A 16,753-nucleotide genomic window follows, 5' to 3' on the forward strand; every position below is an offset into this window, starting at 1 on the left:
CTCGCGACGGGTGTGAGCGGCGGCCTCCGGCGCCGCGGCGTCGATGCGGGCTGCGCCGCCGACGCGGGTTGCGCGGCGACCCGCCGCCGACCTGGTCGGAGCCGGTCCGATCGTGCTCAACCCCGGCGCCCGCACCGTGGTCGTCGACATCGACGGCACCCTCCGCTTCGACGGACGAACGATCGACGACGACCGGATCCTCTCGGCCATCGACGGTTCGGGGGCGGGCGGTGCCGGGCCGTGTCGGGGCACCCCGGTGATCCCGACACCGCATCGCACCGTCTCGGCTAGGCCGCCGCGCCGTCCTGCGTGCTCGCGGCGAGGTAGGCCCAGGACTTGGCACCCGAGCGCAGGACGACCTCGGTCCTGACGTAGTCGTCGACCTCGTAGTCGTCCGCGGCGGCCAGTTCGCCGTCGGTGATGGCGAAGACGCTGCCCTCCACCGCGTCAGCGTCGTCGGAGGAGGCGACCACGAGGGGGTGACGATCGGTGCCACTGGCCGCGATCACCTCCGGGTCGGTGATCGCGATCCAGGTCAGGCGAAAGCCCGGGAGCGCGTCGGGACGTGCCTCCAGGAGCCGGCCGAACCGGGCCAGCTGGACTTCGGGGAGCTGCAGCGTCCCGTACGAGAACAGCTGATGAGCAGCCTGGTCGACCATCGTGAAAATCCCTCCGCAGAGCATGGATTGCGCACACCGGTGCCCCGACCTATCGACCACCCGCCCGCGCGGGGCCATCAGGCGTCGGGCCCCACCGGGGCTCGCCGTGACCGGTCGGGACGGGACGAGGATCGCCACCCGCCGCTCCCGGGAAACGGGGAAGGCTCTCACGGATCTCCGTGCGAGCCTTCCGGCGTTCGGCCGGACCCGGCGGACCCGGGGCCGCCCTCGACCCGCCGGGGAGGTGCTCCCCCCGCGTCAGTGCCGATCCTCAGATGCCGAACCGCGGAGCCTGGTCGCCGCTCCCCGCCACCCCCGCCCTCGCGCCGTCGACCACGAGCCCCAGGCAGTCCGGGGACCGGGACTGCTCCACGGCCTGACCGATCCGGGCGACGAACAGAACGACGGCGACCGTCAGAGCCAGCAACAGCAGAGCGGCGGACAGCGCGACGGCCTCGTGCAGACGCCTGGTCACCAAGGGGTGCTCCGTACGGACGGAGCCGGGCGAACCCTGTCGAGATTCTTCACATGCACTGGACATAGCGCCTCCTCGCAGGCCTTCCGGCCATTCACTCCCGAAGAGCCCGCCGACCACCGAAACCGCTTCCACGGCAAGGGTGGGGAAATCCGAGCGACACGTGACACCCACGCCTTGCTCAGCCGAGCAAGAACCCCTAAGGTTTTGCTCATGCAAGCAAAGAACAGTGCGAGCGAGCAAAGTGGCTCCAGGTCCGGACGGACCTTCACCGAGTCGGCGCGACGCACCCAGATCGTCCAGGCCGCCATCGTGGTGCTCGCGGACGCCGGGTACGCGAAGACGTCGTTCGCGAAGATCGCGAAACAGGCCGGGCTGAGCAGCACCGGGATGATCTCGTACCACTTCTCCGGCAAGGACGACCTGATGCACGAGGTGGTCGCCGAAGTGATGCGGGTGTCCGAGGCGTTCATGCTGCCCCGGATCACCGCCGCCGAGGGCTACTCGGGCAGGCTGCGGGCCTACATCGAGTCGAACGTCGAGCTCCTGGCGGCCCACCCCGACCACCTGCCGGCACTGACCGAGGTCGTCACCAACCTCAAGGGGGACGATCCGCACCGCGTCGGGTTCGCGGACTCCCTGAGGTCGATCATGGATGTGCAGGAGCAGCGCATGCGTGACGCGCAGGCCGCCGGGGAGTTCCGGGAGTTCGACGTCCACGTGATGGTCACCGCGATGCGCGGAGCCATCGACGGGGTGGTACTGCGCTCGGTCGCCGAACCGGGCCTGGACGTGGTCGCCTGCGGGCGCGAGCTGGCCGACATCTTCGACCGGGCCACCCGCCGAACACCGTAGCGGCCCGCCCGCGCGACACGGCCGAGCACCGCGGCACGGGCTCACGATCATCACGGAACACGAAGCGACCGTGGGGGAACACGAAGTGCGTAACACCGAGGGGGACATCGTGAAGGACACCGCGACACCCGACTCTGCGCCGACACCGACGCAGGCACCGGCGGAGCCGACGAACACCCGCGCCGGGCGCCTGGCCCTGGCCCGGGGGCTCGTCCTCGAACTGGCGCTGCCGCTCGGCGGCTACTACCTGCTGAAAGGCCTGGGGGCGAGCCAGTGGGCCGCCCTGGCCGTCAGCGGGCTGCTGCTGGCCCCGTGGATCGGGTACGGGATGGTGAGGCGCCGCAGGGTGGAGGCGATGCCGGTGTTCACCCTGACGCTCCTGGTCGTCGGCGCCCTGGTGTCAATGGTCACCGGAGACCCGAGGACCCTGCTCGTCCGGGACAGTTGGCTGTTCGGCGTAGTGGGCCTGTGGGTGCTCGGCACCCTGGCCACCCGGCGGCCGTTCATGCTCAGCGCCGGACGGTCGGTCGTCGCCTCGAAGGTCGGCGAGGAGGGCGCGCGGGAGTGGGCGGACCGCTGGGACCACGAGGCCGAATTCCGCCGGCACATCCGTGTGCTCACCGCCGTCTGGGGCGCCGGGTTCACCGCGGACGCCGTGATCAGGGTGGTCCTCGCCCAGACGCTCCCGATCGACGCGGTCCCGCTGGTGACCAGCCTCCAGTGGCCGGCCGTCCTGGGCGCGCTGTTCGGCTTCCACTACTGGTACATCACCCGCCACGGCCTGAAGGTCTGAGGACCTCAAGGTCCGCGGGCGGCACCGCCCGCGGGCTGCCGGTGGCAGGACGGCGCCGGACCGCTCAGCGGCCGCGCCGCCCGGCCGTGCGGTCCGTTCGAGAGCGTCGGTCAGCCACAGGTGGGACGCGCCGATCGTGGCCTGGTCGCCGCCGGCCTCGGCCACGAGTCGCCAGTAGCGGCGCATCCTCGGGTCGCGGTCGGCCGCCAGGTGGGCCAGCAGCCGGCGCCTGAACCGAGGGGTGTCGCCGCCGCCGCGCACGGAGGCGTGTGCCGCGACGAACCGGTCGAGTTCGGGTCCCGCGCGGGGCGGCTCGCCCGCCCGCACCGCCGGCTGTGCCAACGCGCACGCCTCGCCGATCCCGTTCAGCAACTCGGCCTCGTCGGTGACCAGTTCCGCGTTGGCCCGCGCCATCGCCAGCAGACTTCGGGTCAGTTCCCGGTCGCCGGCCAGGGCGAACAGCTCGGCGAACGCCACCACCTGCGGCGGCGTCGGGTCGGCGGGCGGATCCGGCACGGCCGTGGTCACGAACGCGGCGAGCATCGCCTCGGACACCGGGGCCACCATCGTGCGCCGCCAGAAGTCGATCAGCGCGTCACGGGCGGCACCCCCGTCCTGCACGGCGGCCAGCAGCGCCAGCCGGGCCGCCCGGTCCGCCGGTCCGGCCTCCTCGACCGCGCGCAGCGAGGCCCGTCGCCACGAGAGGTCCGCGAGCCGCACGTCGAGCGCGGCCCGCTCGGCCGCGACGACCTCGGCCACCGAACGTTCGCCGGCGAGCACCTGCCTGACCGCGGGCAGCCCGAGGCCGAGCCCGCGCAGCCGTCTGACCAGGCCGAGCCGCTCCACGGCCGCCCGGTCGAACCTGCGGTGCCCGCCCGTGCTGCGCATCGAGTCGACGATGCCCTCGTCGCAGTAGAAGCGAACGGTCCGCACCGGCACACCGGTCAGCCGCGCCAGCTCCCCGATCCCGAGCGTCTCGTCGAGCAAAGGCACTTGAACCTCCACCAGGCTGGAGGTTCTACGGTACCCGCGAGACCCCGGAGAGGAGCTTTCGTGAGGACATCGACTACGGACACCGCACGGCTCGTGGAGGGCCTGCGGGATCAGACCACGCGGTTCGCCCGCGCGGTCGCCGGCCGGGACCCGGACAGCCTGGTGCCCAGCTGCCCGCAGTGGCCGCTGCGCACCCTCGTCGGGCACGTCGGACAGGAGCTCCGGTGGGCGGCCGAGCTCGTGCGCGCAGGCGAGCAGGTGCCCGTACCCGACCCGTGGCAGGCCGTGCCCGGTGCCCCGGACGGCTGGGACCGGTGGCTGCGCGAGGGCGCGGAGGAGCTGATCCGCGCGATCGGGGAGACCGGCGCGGACACCGGGATCCGCACGTTCCTGGGGCCGCGACCGGCGGCCTTCTTCCTGCGCAGGATGCTGAGCGACACCTGCGTCCACCACTACGACGCGGCGCTCGCGACGGGCACCGTGTTCGAGATCGCCGAGGATCTGGCGGCCGACGTGATCGGCGAGAGCCTGGAGTTGCTGTCCACCCCGGCCTTGGCGGCGGCCAGGCCGGCGCTCGCCGAGCTGCGCGGCCGGGGCGAGCGGATCGGGTTCCGGCCGGGCACCGTGCCGGGCACCACGCCAAACAGCGCGACGGGCTGGGTGATCACCAGAACGCCCGAGGCGCCGCGGTGGGAGCGCGGCCCGGTCGAGGCCGATGTGGTGGTGACGGGGGCGGTGGCCGACCTGATGCTGGTGGTCGCCCGCCGCGTCCCGCCGGACGACCACCGGGTGACCGTGACGGGCGACCGCGCGCTCCTGGACCACTGGCTGGCCCGCACGGCGCTCTAGCCGCGGGCACGACGGGCACCCCCGGGACCGCTCGACCCTCGGCATCGGGAATCGGACCGCTCGACCCGCGGTACCCGGCATCGCGGGACGGGCGTCCGACACCGGCCGGTCAGGCCAGTTGCCCGACCGGCCGGTGCCGTGCGGAACGGCGGCGACCACGGTGGCGGGCCCGGCTGAGCACCACCTGTCACACCCGCGTCGCCGGGGTTTGGACAGGTGGGTGACCGGCCAGGCTCCGGACAGGGCGTGTCCGTCCCCTCCGAGCGGAGAGACCCGGCGGCGCCGGTCGGCCCGCCACCGCGTGCGGAGCGCCCCTCCAGCGGCGACGCCGGCGGGGCGACCAGCGGTGCAGCCGGCCGCGCGACCGGCGACGGACCGGCCTGGTTCGGGAAGGAGGCCGTCATGGCCAGACCCGTGTGGACCGGGGTGCTCACCTTCGGCCTGGTCACCGTACCCGTCGCCCTGTACACGGCGACGCAGTCCCACGACGTGCGCTTCCACCAGCTCCAGCGGGGCACCTCCGACCGGGTCCGCAACAAGCGTGTCAACGAGCGGACCGGCAAGGAAGTGGACTACCAGGAGATCGTGAAGGGCTATCCGGTCGCCGAGGGCGAGTACGTGGTCGTGGAACCGGAGGAGCTGGAGCAGCTCTCCCCCGGGCGCTCCCGCACCATCGACATCGCCGGCTTCGTCGACCTCGCCGACGTGGACCCGATCTTCTTCGACAAGACCTACTACCTGGGCCCGAAGGGGGCGGAGTACGCCAAGGTCTACGCCCTGCTCGTCGAGGCCCTCGACCACTCCGGGAAGGCCGGGCTGGCCATGTTCGCGATGCGCGGCAAGGAGTACCTGACCGCCGTCCGCTCCGAGAACGGCCTGCTGGAGCTGCACACCATGCATTTCGCCGACGAGGTCCGCAACCCCCGCAGCGAGATCGACGACCTTCCCGAGAAGGTGGAGCTGTCGGCCCAGGAGGTCAGGACCGCCGAACGGCTGATCGGCATGCTCGCGGTCGACTGGACCCCCGAGGACTGGCACGACACCTACGAGGACCAGGTCAAGAAGCTCATCGAGGACAAGCTCGCCGGCCGCGAGATCGCCGTCTCCGGCCCCGCCCCCGAGGCCACCAATGTCATCGACCTGATGGACGCCCTGCGCCGCAGCCTCGACGACGCCCGCGCGGAACGTCCCGGCGGTCGGAAGAAGAGCGGCTCCCGGTCGACGCCCGCCCGTACCGGCCGGACCCCCAAGCAGACCGGCGGCAGGAAGAGCACCGCCGCCAAGACCTCGGGGAAGCCGGACGCCCAGCAGCTCTCCGAACTCACCAAGGCCGAGCTCTACAAGCGCGCCACCGACCTCGACATCCCCCACCGCTCCACCATGACCCGCGACGAACTCCGACTCGCCCTCGAAGAGGCCGGCCGCCCGCACCGTGCCGCGTCCTGACCCCGCCCGGGAGCTCCGCGGGCCGGGGGCGGCGGTCACGCCGGACCACGTCGACGTGCCAGGACCCGGCGGGGCGTCGGGCGGGGCGTCGGGTGGGGGCGGCGAACGACGGCGACCGACACCGCCAGATCTCCGGAATCTGACGTTGGGGTAGAGTCGCTGGGCGGGGCGGTCGTCCGCCGCCTCACCCACGGCCTGCGCGACACGCGCGGGCCGACCGTCGTGTCGGGGCCGATGACGCTCCCGCGCCGATGGCGCCGCCGCGAGGAATCCGCCGGCCTTCCGCGCCCCGTCCCCGCGCGCACCTGCCGGTCGCGCCCCAACCCGACAGGTCCACGCTCCTCGTGCAGACTCCCCCGCCCACCGTTGTCGCGCGCCTGCGTGGCGCCCGTCCCACCTGGCTGAACGACCGGAGGGTCTGGCGCACCGAGGTGCTGGCCGGCCTCGTGGTCGCGCTCGCGCTGATCCCCGAGGCGATCTCGTTCTCGATCATCGCCGGGGTCCCTCCCAAAATCGGCCTGTTCGCCTCCTTCACGATGGCCGTGGTCATCTCGGTCGTCGGCGGCCGCCGGGCGATGATCTCGGCCGCGACCGGCGCCGTCGCGCTGGTCATCGGGCCGCTGAACCGCGAGCACGGCTTCGGCCAGCTCGTGGCGGCGGTGATCCTGGCCGGTGTCTTCCAGATCGCCCTGGGCGCGCTCGGGGTGGCGAAGCTGATCCGGTTCGTGCCGCGCTCGGTGATGGTCGGCTTCGTCAACGCCCTGGCGATCCTGGTCTTCATGGCGCAGGTCCCCGAGATGACGCACGTGCCGTGGCCGGTGTATCCGCTGATCGCGGCCGGGCTGGCCCTGATGGTGTTCTTCCCGAAGGTCACCACCGTCGTCCCGGCGCCGCTGGTCTCGATCGTCATCCTCACCGCCGTCACCGTCGGGGCCGGCCTCGCGGTACCGACCGTGGGCGACAAGGGCGAGCTGCCGTCCGCACTGCCCGTGCCCGGGCTGCCGGACGTCCCCTTCACGCTCCACACCCTGACGATCATCGCCCCGTACGCCCTCGCGATGGCGCTGGTGGGGCTGATGGAGTCGCTGATGACCGCCAAGCTGGTCGACGACATCACCGACACCCGCTCCGACAAGACTCGCGAGTCGATCGGCCAGGGTGTCGCCAACATCGTCACCGGCTTCTTCGGTGGCATGGGCGGCTGCGCGATGATCGGGCAGACCATGATCAACGTGAAGGTGTCCGGGGCCCGTACCCGGCTCTCCACCTTCCTGGCCGGCGCGTTCCTGATGGTGCTGTGCATCGTCTTCGGCCCGGTCGTGTCCGACATCCCGATGGCCGCGCTGGTCGCCGTGATGGTGATGGTGTGCTTCGCGACGTTCGACTGGCACTCGATCGCCCCGAAGACCCTGCGGCGGATGCCGGCCGGGGAGATCGCCGTCATGGTGATCACCGTCGCCCTCGTCGTCGCCACCTCCAACCTCGCCGTCGGCGTCGTCGTCGGCTCGATCACCGCCATGGTGATCTTCGCCAGGCGCGTCGCCCACCGCGCGGACATCGCCGCCGTCACCGAGCCCGACGGCCGCCGGGTGGTCTACTCCGTGACCGGGGAACTCTTCTTCGCCTCCAGCAACGACCTGGTCGGCCGGTTCGACTACGGGAGCGACCCGGACGAGGTCGTCATCGACCTGAGCCGGGCCCACATCTGGGACGCCTCCTCCGTGGCCGCCCTCGACGCGATCGAGGCGAGGTACGCGCAGCGCGGCAAGACCGTCGAGATCATCGGTCTCGACAAGCCCAGCGCCGAGATCCACCGCAGTCTCAGCGGCGAACTCGCCGGCCACTGACACCGCAGTACCCTGGAGGGTTCCGTCGCGTCCCGGGTGTCCCAGGGGGTGCAGTCCCATGCAGCAGCGTGCCGACCGAGATCTGACGACGCTCGGAGAGATCATCGAGCCGGTGGCCACGGTCGCGCCGGCGCCGGTCCGAGCCCGGGCGAGGCTGGTGGTGGCCGCCCACTCCCGGGACCGGGAGGACTGCCGGGCGCTGCTCCAGGTGCTCGGCCTGGACCGTGAGGACGACCCCGACGACACCGGGGCCGCCGCCCGGATCTGCGTGCACTGCGGTCGCGCGTACCAGCACCCGGGAGTCAGACGGCGCGACCGGTTCTGTTCCACCCGGTGCTACCGGCTCTCCGGGGAGCAGCCCGGCGCCGCTGCGGCAGCGGCCGCCCCGGAGTCGCCCGGCTAGCCGGGGTCGGCCGGTCCTCGGCTCCGGCCAGGGGCGTCGCAGTCCTCCAGTTGCTTGCGCAGTCCGGCCAGGACGGCGGCGAGGACCCGGGACACCTGCATCTGGGAGACCCCGATCCGCTCGGCGATCTCCGCCTGGGTGCGGCCCTCCCAGAAGCGGAGCTTCAGCACGATCTGTTCACGCTCGGGCAGCCTGCCCAGCAGCGGGCGCACAGCGGTGCGGAACTCGACGAGTTCGAGGTCCGGGTCGTCCGCGCCGAGCCTGTCCAGGAGGGCGCTGCCGGTCTCGTCGGTGTCCTGCTCGCGCAGCGCGTCCAACGAGTTGGGCCGGTAGATCCGGCCGGCGACCAGGCCCTCGACGACCTGGTCGACCGTCAGCCCGAGATCCTCGGCGAGTTCCTCGGAGCGGGGCAGGCGGCCCAGCCGCTGCTCCAGCCGGTCCGAGCCGCGGACGACCGTCAGGTAGAGCTCCTGCATGCTGCGGGGCACGCGCACCGGCCAGGAGGTGTCACGGAAGAACCGCTTGATCTCCCCGGCGATGGTGGGGATCGCGTACGTGACGAACTCGGCCCCGCGCGCGGGATCGTAGCCGTCGACGGCCTTGATCAGTCCGATGGTCCCGACCTGGAGGATGTCGTCCATGTCCTCCGAGCGGTGCCGGAAGCGGGAGGCGATGAAGCGCACCAGCGGCATGTTGAGTTCGATGATCGTGCCGCGGACGTAGCTGTAGGCGTGGCTCTCGCGCTCCAGGGTCGACAGCCGCTCGAACAGCGCATCGCTGATCGCGCGGGCCTCGACCTTTCCCATCGCCCGCAGCTCCTCGGCGCTGGGGCGGCTGGGCAGGCCGGGCGGCGGTGCGGCCGTCCGGCCGCATTGCCGACCGGTTCCTACGATGGTGGACACGGCGCTTCTCCTGGGTGTCAGGGCCGAGCGAGCTGGTCCGACGGCGCTCGCCGCCTGCTGCGCGCACGTGCGCGCTCTGGTCCGAGGATCTGCCCGGCTTCGTCGGGCCCGGTCCCCGTGGCACCCCGGTGGGGTGCGCGGGTGCGACCGGCACCTGCCCCGGTCGCCGCGTTCTGCGTGGTACCCGATATCGACCGATTGATTCATCCATCTCCCGGTTCGTTCTTCGTCCACCGGATCGGACGCCCGGCACGAACGACGCCGATGGGGCCCGGCGCGTCAGCGCGGCCGGTACGGCCACGGGGCCTGGCGGGCCTCAGGACCAGGCACGGCGGGCAGGCGGTGTGAGCACCTCCAGCCAGACCGCCTTGCCCTCGCCCTCCGGCAGCGAACCCCAGGCCCGGGCGAGCCGGTCCACCACCCGCAGGCCGTACCCGCCCGGGCGCCCCGGGTGAGCCGGCCGGCGAAGGACGGGCGCCACCGGACTCAGGTCCACGACCTCCACCCGCAGCAGCACGCCGTCCCAGCCCAGGCGCAGTTCCCGCGGTCCGCCCGAGGCGTGCAGACAGGCGTTGGTGACCAGCTCGGAGACCATCACCAGGACGTCCTGGGCGACGGCCCGCCGCTCCTCGTCGGGGGCCGGCAGCCACGCCCAGTCGGTCAGCGCCCCGCGGGTGAACTCCCGGCTGCGACGTACCGCACCGTGGCTGCCGTACAGCGCCAGCCGTCTGACCTGCTGCGCGCGGGCCGGCCGGGGCTCGTCCTCATAGCGAACAGTCATCGTGCGACCCTCGTTCGGCACCGGAGGACGCCATCGGGTGGCGGGCGAGCCGAGTCGAACCCCGCGGCAGCAGTCCGCGGCACGGCCCCGGCACCCGGCCGGCGGCCTTCGGCCTGCCCTTCGCATCCTCCTTGCCGGGCAGGTGCCCAGCCCGGGAGCGGTTACACCTCCGCGATCCCCCGCAGTGGCCGCCGGCGCGGTCGCGGTCCGACGTACGGCGGCAGGGGCGGCCCCACGGCAGGAGGACTCCGGCCGGGCGTCGAAGCGGCCGGGCCACCGCGCTCCGCGCCACCACGGCGGAGGTCCCGGTGATCACGAGGGTCATGACGGCCATGACGGTCACGACGGCGTGTGGCCGGGTCCCCGTTGCCCTGAGCGGCCATCGGGGCCGGGGACGAACAGCTCCCGGGTGTCGGTGATGGCGAGGAGCCGCCCCACCTGGGCGCTGGCCTCGGTGATGACCACGTCGCGGCCGGTGCGCAGGGCGGCCAGTCGAAGGCACAGCAGGGAGTTGAGGCCGGTGCTGTTGCAGAAGGTGACGGCGGACAGGTCGACGTCGACGCCGGTGCTGCTGGCGTGCAGGGCCCGTTCGAACGTGTCGTAGAGAGGGCCGGCGACATCCAGATCGATCTGGCCGGACACCCGCACCCGGACACGGTCCTGCGCGGTTTCGGAGTCCACCCACAGGTCGTCGGCGAGACGCCGCCCGCCGAGCGGGCCGCTTCCGTCCACCGTCCCAGGCGGCACGGCGGGCACGGCGTCGGAACTCCTCATACGCGGATCGTCAGGCATGGCCTCCTCCTCCGAGCGGTGAAGGTGGACCTCTTCAGCGTGGTACGCAATGCTTCTCGCGTCAAGCGATACGTGAACAGAAATGCGTATATGGGGAAGCTTGAAGGCTGGATCCTACGACGGAGCCACCCGGCCGGACCGGGGCGCCGGCACGGCTTCGAGGAGCGACCCGGCCTCGGCGCCACGGCGGACGGCGTCCATGGCGCACCCCCGGCGGTGGTGCACCGAGCGAGGACACCCCTCCACAGTCGCTCGGATCGCGTTTCACGTCACCAGATGCCTGAATACGGATTCGCCTGTGGCGAGAAGGGAATCAGCACTCCTACGATGGAGACATGGCCCTCGAAGAATCCGCGCGAACGGGCTGGACGTTCGTCACCAACCACGCCCGGGTGCTCGCCGCGATCGCCCGTGACCCCCGCGTGCGTCTGCGGGACGTCGCGGTAGAGGTCCAGCTCACCGAGCGTGCCGTCCAAGCCATCGTGACCGACCTCGAACAGGCCGGTTATCTCACCCGTTCCCGTATCGGGCGCCGCAACCGTTACCGCATCACCTCCGACACCTGGCTCAGGCACCCGGCGGAGTCCGGGCTCAGCGTCGCCGCGCTCCTCGATCTGCTGTCCCCGCCCGACACCCACGGCGCCGAGAGCCCCGGCGGGAACGGTGACGGAGCCCGGGAGGGCAACGGGCACGAGCACCGACCGGAGCCGGGCCGGACCCTGCGCGGGAACGGTGACGGAGGCCGGGAGGGCGACGGACAGGAGCACCGCCCGGAGCCGGGCCGGACCCTTCCGCAACGGTCCGGTCACCACGCCGAACGCTGATAACGCAGCACCGGCGGCACCGGCGGCACCCGCCGGAGGCACCGTGGTGCGTCCCGGCCGGCGCCCGATGGTTCGGCCGTAGCACCGGGCGCGGCGAACCGGTCCGCATTCCGGTGGGCGGTGGCGCATATCCGTGGGCGACCTGGGCAGGCGTAGCGACCGAGGAGGTCGATGCTCTCCCGAGGGTGCGCCGGTTCTCGTTCCGCCTCCCGAACAGGGCGAACGACTGACCGCCACCCAGGGCGGCGGGTGTCAGGCACCTCCCGGAAGGCTGATCCCCGAACCAGGAGCCTGCCATGGGTACACCTCCCAATGATCCGGTCCCACCCAGTCCCGTGCCCTCCCCTGGCCCGGGGCCGGGGCCCGGCCCGTTGCCGGGGCCCGTACCCGGACCGGGCGGCCCCGACCCCGTGCCGCCGGCCCCGCCGCAGCCCGAACCCGATCCCCCGCCGCCCCCCGCCCCCGGGCCCGACCGGGGGCCTCGGCCGGGCCCCCTGCCGGGGCCGCCCGCCCCCGAGCCCGTGACCTGAGCGGCAACGCGCGCCGGCCGGTCTGCGCCCGCGTCCCGTGAGTGGCCGCAGGCGTGGCGGCGGGGCGCCGACGCGAGGGCGGCGCGCGTTCCCGGACCGCCCCGGCTGACCGGCCTGCGGTCGGGGCCGGCGCGAGAGCCCCGGATCCCGGAAAGGCGGCCTGTGCGAATGAACAGCGACGGACCGGCCCGGCGGCTCCGACGGCTCCGGCCGCCCGGCCGGCCCCGACCACGTGTCCCGGTGTCGCGGCCCCGCCCGGCGCCGGCCGCGGACCACATCCCCGCGGGCCTGCGGACGATCGCCGGGTACACCTGGCGGCTGCTTCTGCTCGGCGTGGCCGCCTATCTGACCGTCGTGGTTCTTGCCCGACTCGAACTGCCGGTCGTCGCGCTGTTCCTGGCCCTGGTCCTCACCTCCGTACTGCGGCCGGCGGTCGACCTGCTGGCCCGGGCGATGCCGCGCCCGCTCGCCGTCCTGCTCGCCCTGCTCACCGCGACGGCCCTGGTCGCCGGCGTGCTGTGGCTGATCGCCACCACCGTCGCCGGGGAGTGGGGCCGCCTCGGCGGCGAGTTGCACGGCGGCCTGGCGCGCATCGACCACTGGCTCACCGGCGCGCCCTTCCACCTCCGCGCCGGGACGGTCACCGATCTGCGCGCCAAGCTCGGCGCGTACATCGCCGATCACCGGTCGGTGCTGGTCAGTACCGCGATCAGCAGTGCGGGCCGGGTCGTCGAGGTGGTCACCGCGATGGCGCTCGCGGTGTTCTGCTCGGTGTTCTTCCTGCACTCCGGCGACCGGATGTGGCAATGGGCGCAGCGACAGCTGCCAGCCCGGGCCCGGCCGCTCTGGGGCCGGGCGGGCCGCGCCGCGTGGCAGACCTTCGCGGGCTACACCCGAGGCGTCCTCATCGTGGCGGCGACCAACGCCGCGCTGGTCGGCATCGCCCTGGCGGTCCTGCGGGTGCCGTTGGTCCTGCCGCTGGTGCTGCTGGAGTTCGTCGCCGCGCTCGTCCCGCTGATCGGCTCCCCGATCGCGCTGGCCATCGCCTCGCTGGTCGCCCTGGCGGCGCGCGGACCGGTCGTCGCCCTGCTGGTGCTGGCGCTGATCGTGGTGATCGGCCAGATCGAGGGCCATCTGCTGCACCCGCTGGTCCTGGGGTGGTCGGTGCGGATCCATCCGGTCGCGGTCGCCCTGTCGGTGACCGGCGGCGCCGTCCTCGGCGGCATCCTGGGCGCCGTACTGGCGGTGCCGGTGGTGTCGGTGGCGTGGGCGGTGATCAGCGAGCTGCGGGACCGGGCCGACCGGCCCCCCGACCCCACGGCGCCGGGGGTCCGACCGCGCCGACGCGACGGCGGCGGCCGGCGCCCGGGCTGAGCGCCGTCCACCCCGTTCCCGCGCGGGCCCCTCGGCGGACCGGGTCGGCGGGCCGGGCGCAACCACGCCCGTGGGTCGCCCGTCGGCCCGGGCCGACGGTGGCCGGCAGCCGGCGGTACGCCTTCGAGCCGGCGCGGGGCGGCCGCGACGCCGAGGCCCGGGAGGGACCACCGCCCGGGCCGGGCCTCGTCAGAGGCGCTCCTCCATCCGGATCGCCCTGCGCAACTCCTGGTGGGCGTCGCCCTCGTGGCCTTCGTGGGCTTCGAGGAGGGCGGCGGCGATCGCGTCCAGCTTGCGCTGGATGGCGTGCTCCGCTCGCCGCTCGGCGTTCTTGAGCAGCGCCAGCAGGAGCAGGGTGATCGCGGTCATGGTGTCCCCCACGAGGATCTGCCATTCCGTCGACAGGCCGACCGCGTGGACGGCGACGAAGGCGGCCACCAGGAGGACGCAGAACAGCGAGAACGCCGGGGAACTGGTGAGGTTGGAGGCGGTTTCGGCAAGCCGCTCGAAGCGGCCGCGCTCGCCTTCGCCCCGGTCGGCGGGGTGCGAGAGGGTCATGTCCTCTCCTTAGCACCTGCCGCCCGCCGGCGCGCCCGGGCCGCGACCGGTTGCCCGATCACGTCGTGCGGGCGGGCCCGTCCACGGCCGCCGCCGGCGCCCGGGAGCGCGGACGGCGGTCGCGGACGGGCCCGCCCGGGGGCTCAACCGATCGCCGCCGGCAGCACCGCGCTGCGGTAGTGGTCGAAGAAGGCCTCGTTGTCGGGGCCGATCTGGCCGACGTACACCTCGTCGAAGCCGGCCTCGACGTAGGAGCGCAGCGTCGCGATGTGCTCCTCGGTGTCATTGCCGCAGGTCACCGTCGTGCCGACCATCTCCGGCGTGACCAGTTCGCAGGCCTGCTCGAAGTGCGTCGGGGTGGGGAGGAGCTGGGCGAGCTCGCCCGGCAGCAGCTCGGTGGACCAGAGCCGGTGGACCAGGTCGACGGCCTTGTCCCGGTCGTCGCTCCAGCAGACCTTCACCCCGCCGATCACCGGCTTGCCGGCGCCGCCGGCCGAGTGGAACTCGCCGACCAGGTCGCGGTCGGGGGTCATGGTGACGAAGCCGTCGCCGATCCGGCCGGCCAGGGCCGCCGCGCCCGGACCGAACCCGGACACGTAGATCGGCGGCGGCCGGTCGGGGACGGTGTAGAGGCGGGCGTTGTCGACGGTGTAGTACCTGCCGCGGTGGGAGACCTGGCGGCCGGTGAACAGCTCCCGCATCACCTCCACGGCTTCGGCCAGCATCTCGGCGCGTTCGTCGAACGACGGCCAGCGGTCGCCGTGCACATGCTCGTTGAGCGCCTCGCCGGTGCCGACGCCCAGCGTGAAGCGTCCGTCCAGCAGGACGCCGGAGGTGGCGGCGGCCTGGGCCGTGACCGCCGGGTGCAGGCGGACCGTCGGGCAGGTGACGAGGGTGGTGACGGGTAGGTCGACGGTCCGGGAGAGCGCGCCGATCATCGACCAGACGAACGGGCTGTTGCCCTGCGCGTCGTTCCAGGGGTGGAAGTGGTCCGAGATCGCCAGGCGGGTGAATCCGGCGTCCGCGGCACGCCGGGCCTGGTCGAGCAACTGGTCGGGCGTGAACTCCTCGCAGGAGAGGAAGTAGCCGTACTCGGTCATGGTTCACCTGTCCTTCCGAGTCCTTCCGCGTGGTCCGTGGCGACATGGCGGGCTGCCGCCCCGGCGCCGGGCTCGGCACCGGGACAGCCGGGCTCGGCAGCCGGGCGGCCGGGCGGCCGGGCTTCGGCGCCGGGGCAGGCGAGGTGTCAGCCGTGCCGCATGTCGTCCGGGTCCTCGGGAAGGGGAGGCGCGCCCTCGCCGGTCATCCGCGCCTGGGGCCGCTCGCGCGTCGGCGCGTCCCCGAGGCCGCCGGTTCCGCCTGTGCTCGGGGTGGCCCGACCGCCTTCCGGTGCCAACCGGCCGCGCCAGGCGCCGCTCTCGCGGCCCCGTTCCTCGATGAAGCCCTTGAACCGCCTCAGGTCGCCCTTGACCTGCCGGTCGAGGACGCCGAGCAGGGCTCCGGCCTTCTCCGCCATGCCGTGCGGCTCGAAGTCCATGGCCAGGTTCACCCGGGTGCGGGACTCGTCGAGGCGCTGGAACGTGACCACACCCATCTGCTCCACGTCTCCGCCCACCGTGCGCCAGGAGATCCGCTCGTCGGGCAACTGGTCGACGATCTCGGTGTCGAACTCGCGGCGGGCACCGCCGACCTTCGTCGTCCAGTGGCAGTGCCGGTCGTCGGTCTGGCGGACCTCCTCCACACCGTCCATGAACTGCGGGAAGTCCTCGAACTGCGTCCACTGGTTGTAGGCGCTGTGCAGCGGGACGTCCACCTCGATGGATTCCTTCACCTTGCTCACAACGGTCTCCTTCCGATTCGTGGCAGGTTCGGACATTCCGTACGCCTGCGCGCCTGCCCCACGGCCGGGAAACCAATCACGTCCGCGACCCGGACCGGCGATCAGCGGTCAGTCCGCCGGGATGTGGGCGAGCATGCGCTCCATGCCGCCCACCCAGTTGGCCCTGAGCGCCTCGATGGCACCGGTGAGGTCCTCGTCCAGGAGCCGGCGGGCGATCTCGCAGTGTTCCTCGGACTCGCGGGCCACCGGCTCGTCCTCGGCGACGACCAGGTTCTCGTAGCGCCGCATCCCGGCCTTGACGCCGGCGAGCAGGTCGAGAAGGCGCTCGTTCGGGCAGCCGCTGAGCAGCAGGCCGTGCCACTCGTCGTCGCGCCGGTCGACCGTCGCGTGCTCGGCCACCGCGTCGGGGAACCCCTGGGCCATCCGCAGCAGCTCCGGGGCGATCTTCCGCAGGTGCACCGGATCGGAGGACTCCAGCGCCAGGGACTCCAGCGCCGCGACGATCGCGACCAGCTCGCGGAACTCCTTGCGGCTGACGGGCGCGAAGCGGAAACCGCGGCCCTGGCTGCTCTCCAGGACGCCCTCGCCCGCCAACGTGATCAGTGCCTCGCGCAGCGGGGTGCGGCTGACGCCCAGCTCGGCCGCCAGAACCGCCTCGTTGACGTCGGTGCCCGCGGCGAACTCACCGCGGGTGAGCCGCTCCATCAGCTCGTCGCGGATCTGCTCGCGCAACGGACGGCGCTCGATCGCCATCGCACTCCCCCAGCTCTGATTCTCCGACACAACCCTTGACCACGGACAGAGTACTGCACTATGCATTCTGAATACAAAA

General features: G+C 72.9%; 15 protein-coding genes and 3 pseudogenes. 8 read left to right on the forward strand and 10 right to left on the reverse strand.

Going from position 1 to position 16,753, the window contains the following annotated elements:
- Positions 1–287: 287 nt before the first annotated feature.
- Both AB0J08_RS08660 and AB0J08_RS08665 read right to left on the reverse strand, forming a co-directional pair.
- Positions 288–659, reverse strand: coding sequence for a gamma-glutamylcyclotransferase family protein (locus AB0J08_RS08660; protein WP_360629075.1), 372 nt, complete (start codon positions 657–659; stop codon positions 288–290).
- 271 nt (positions 660–930) lie between these two features.
- Positions 931–1,134 carry a hypothetical protein gene (locus tag AB0J08_RS08665; protein ID WP_360629078.1) on the reverse strand — a complete coding sequence of 68 codons (204 nt, stop codon included), beginning with the start codon at positions 1,132–1,134 and terminating at the stop codon, positions 931–933.
- 213 nt (positions 1,135–1,347) lie between these two features.
- On the opposite strand from AB0J08_RS08665, the gene AB0J08_RS08670 reads away from it, so the two are divergent.
- Together AB0J08_RS08670 and AB0J08_RS08675 are read left to right on the forward strand one after the other, a co-directional pair.
- Complete coding sequence (locus AB0J08_RS08670; protein ID WP_360629081.1) at positions 1,348–1,989, forward strand: TetR/AcrR family transcriptional regulator; 642 nt, start codon at positions 1,348–1,350, stop codon at positions 1,987–1,989.
- 109 nt (positions 1,990–2,098) lie between these two features.
- Positions 2,099–2,782 carry a VC0807 family protein gene (locus AB0J08_RS08675; RefSeq protein WP_360629486.1) on the forward strand — a complete coding sequence of 228 codons (684 nt, stop codon included), beginning with the start codon at positions 2,099–2,101 and terminating at the stop codon, positions 2,780–2,782.
- 780 nt (positions 2,783–3,562) lie between these two features.
- On the opposite strand, the pseudogene AB0J08_RS08680 reads toward AB0J08_RS08675, so the two are convergent.
- A pseudogene (locus AB0J08_RS08680) lies at positions 3,563–3,787 on the reverse strand (MerR family transcriptional regulator); the annotation flags it as partial.
- Between the two features lie 48 nt (positions 3,788–3,835).
- Here AB0J08_RS08680 and AB0J08_RS08685 point away from each other — a divergent pair.
- From AB0J08_RS08685 to AB0J08_RS08700, 4 genes are all read left to right on the forward strand, one after another.
- Positions 3,836–4,624: a maleylpyruvate isomerase family mycothiol-dependent enzyme gene (locus AB0J08_RS08685; RefSeq protein WP_360629084.1), complete on the forward strand. Its 789-nt coding sequence runs from the start codon at positions 3,836–3,838 to the stop codon at positions 4,622–4,624.
- A 402-nt stretch (positions 4,625–5,026) separates the two neighbouring features.
- Entirely contained in the window at positions 5,027–6,070 is a 1,044-nt protein-coding gene (locus AB0J08_RS08690; protein WP_360629087.1) for a Ku protein, read from the forward strand.
- 344 nt (positions 6,071–6,414) lie between these two features.
- Positions 6,415–7,917 (forward strand): SulP family inorganic anion transporter, encoded by a 1,503-nt coding sequence (locus tag AB0J08_RS08695; RefSeq protein WP_360629090.1) that lies wholly within the window; start codon positions 6,415–6,417, stop codon positions 7,915–7,917.
- A 58-nt stretch (positions 7,918–7,975) separates the two neighbouring features.
- Positions 7,976–8,320, forward strand: coding sequence for a hypothetical protein (locus AB0J08_RS08700; protein ID WP_360629093.1), 345 nt, complete (start codon positions 7,976–7,978; stop codon positions 8,318–8,320).
- Here AB0J08_RS08700 and AB0J08_RS08705 read toward each other — a convergent pair.
- The 3 genes from AB0J08_RS08705 to AB0J08_RS08715 form a co-directional block, all read right to left on the reverse strand.
- A complete protein-coding gene (locus AB0J08_RS08705; protein WP_360629096.1) occupies positions 8,317–9,222 on the reverse strand; it encodes a SigB/SigF/SigG family RNA polymerase sigma factor in 906 nt (301 codons plus the stop codon). The genes AB0J08_RS08700 and AB0J08_RS08705 overlap by 4 nt on opposite strands.
- 316 nt (positions 9,223–9,538) lie before the next feature.
- The gene (locus tag AB0J08_RS08710; RefSeq protein WP_360629099.1) at positions 9,539–10,003 is read right to left on the reverse strand and encodes an ATP-binding protein; all 465 of its coding nucleotides are present in this window, start codon (positions 10,001–10,003) and stop codon (positions 9,539–9,541) included.
- A 339-nt stretch (positions 10,004–10,342) separates the two neighbouring features.
- Positions 10,343–10,777 carry an STAS domain-containing protein gene (locus AB0J08_RS08715; RefSeq protein WP_360629102.1) on the reverse strand — a complete coding sequence of 145 codons (435 nt, stop codon included), beginning with the start codon at positions 10,775–10,777 and terminating at the stop codon, positions 10,343–10,345.
- 353 nt (positions 10,778–11,130) lie between these two features.
- Here AB0J08_RS08715 and AB0J08_RS08720 point away from each other — a divergent pair.
- A pseudogene (locus AB0J08_RS08720) lies at positions 11,131–11,415 on the forward strand (helix-turn-helix domain-containing protein); the annotation flags it as partial.
- Positions 11,416–12,389: 974 nt separating this feature from the next.
- Positions 12,390–13,523 carry an AI-2E family transporter gene (locus tag AB0J08_RS08725; protein ID WP_360629105.1) on the forward strand — a complete coding sequence of 378 codons (1,134 nt, stop codon included), beginning with the start codon at positions 12,390–12,392 and terminating at the stop codon, positions 13,521–13,523.
- 189 nt (positions 13,524–13,712) lie between these two features.
- On the opposite strand, the gene AB0J08_RS08730 is transcribed toward AB0J08_RS08725, so the two are convergent.
- The 4 genes and pseudogenes from AB0J08_RS08730 to AB0J08_RS08745 form a co-directional block, all read right to left on the reverse strand.
- Positions 13,713–14,081 (reverse strand): low affinity iron permease family protein, encoded by a 369-nt coding sequence (locus AB0J08_RS08730; protein WP_360629108.1) that lies wholly within the window; start codon positions 14,079–14,081, stop codon positions 13,713–13,715.
- Positions 14,082–14,224: 143 nt separating this feature from the next.
- Positions 14,225–15,181, reverse strand: a complete 957-nt coding sequence (locus AB0J08_RS08735; protein WP_360629111.1) for a TIGR03557 family F420-dependent LLM class oxidoreductase — start codon at positions 15,179–15,181, stop codon at positions 14,225–14,227.
- A 287-nt stretch (positions 15,182–15,468) separates the two neighbouring features.
- Positions 15,469–15,921: pseudogene (locus tag AB0J08_RS08740) on the reverse strand (SRPBCC family protein); the annotation flags it as partial.
- Between the two features lie 108 nt (positions 15,922–16,029).
- Positions 16,030–16,674 (reverse strand): GntR family transcriptional regulator, encoded by a 645-nt coding sequence (locus AB0J08_RS08745; RefSeq protein WP_360629114.1) that lies wholly within the window; start codon positions 16,672–16,674, stop codon positions 16,030–16,032.
- Positions 16,675–16,753: the final 79 nt, after the last annotated feature.

It is taken from the genome of Kitasatospora sp. NPDC050463 (assembly GCF_040655255.1).
In the GTDB taxonomy this organism is placed as follows: Bacteria; Actinomycetota; Actinomycetes; order Streptomycetales; family Streptomycetaceae; genus Kitasatospora.

Bases quoted from the DNA above. Each gene is read 5' to 3' on its own strand.
- AB0J08_RS08670 (WP_360629081.1), top strand. From the start codon at position 1,348: ATGCAAGCAAAGAACAGTGCGAGCGAGCAAAGTGGCTCCAGGTCCGGA.
- AB0J08_RS08690 (WP_360629087.1), top strand. From the start codon at position 5,027: ATGGCCAGACCCGTGTGGACCGGGGTGCTCACCTTCGGCCTGGTCACC.
- AB0J08_RS08715 (WP_360629102.1), bottom strand. From the start codon at position 10,777: ATGAGGAGTTCCGACGCCGTGCCCGCCGTGCCGCCTGGGACGGTGGAC.
- AB0J08_RS08730 (WP_360629108.1), bottom strand. From the start codon at position 14,081: ATGACCCTCTCGCACCCCGCCGACCGGGGCGAAGGCGAGCGCGGCCGC.
- AB0J08_RS08700 (WP_360629093.1), top strand. From the start codon at position 7,976: ATGCAGCAGCGTGCCGACCGAGATCTGACGACGCTCGGAGAGATCATC.
- AB0J08_RS08735 (WP_360629111.1), bottom strand. From the start codon at position 15,181: ATGACCGAGTACGGCTACTTCCTCTCCTGCGAGGAGTTCACGCCCGAC.
- AB0J08_RS08710 (WP_360629099.1), bottom strand. From the start codon at position 10,003: ATGACTGTTCGCTATGAGGACGAGCCCCGGCCGGCCCGCGCGCAGCAG.
- AB0J08_RS08660 (WP_360629075.1), bottom strand. From the start codon at position 659: ATGGTCGACCAGGCTGCTCATCAGCTGTTCTCGTACGGGACGCTGCAG.
- AB0J08_RS08745 (WP_360629114.1), bottom strand. From the start codon at position 16,674: ATGGCGATCGAGCGCCGTCCGTTGCGCGAGCAGATCCGCGACGAGCTG.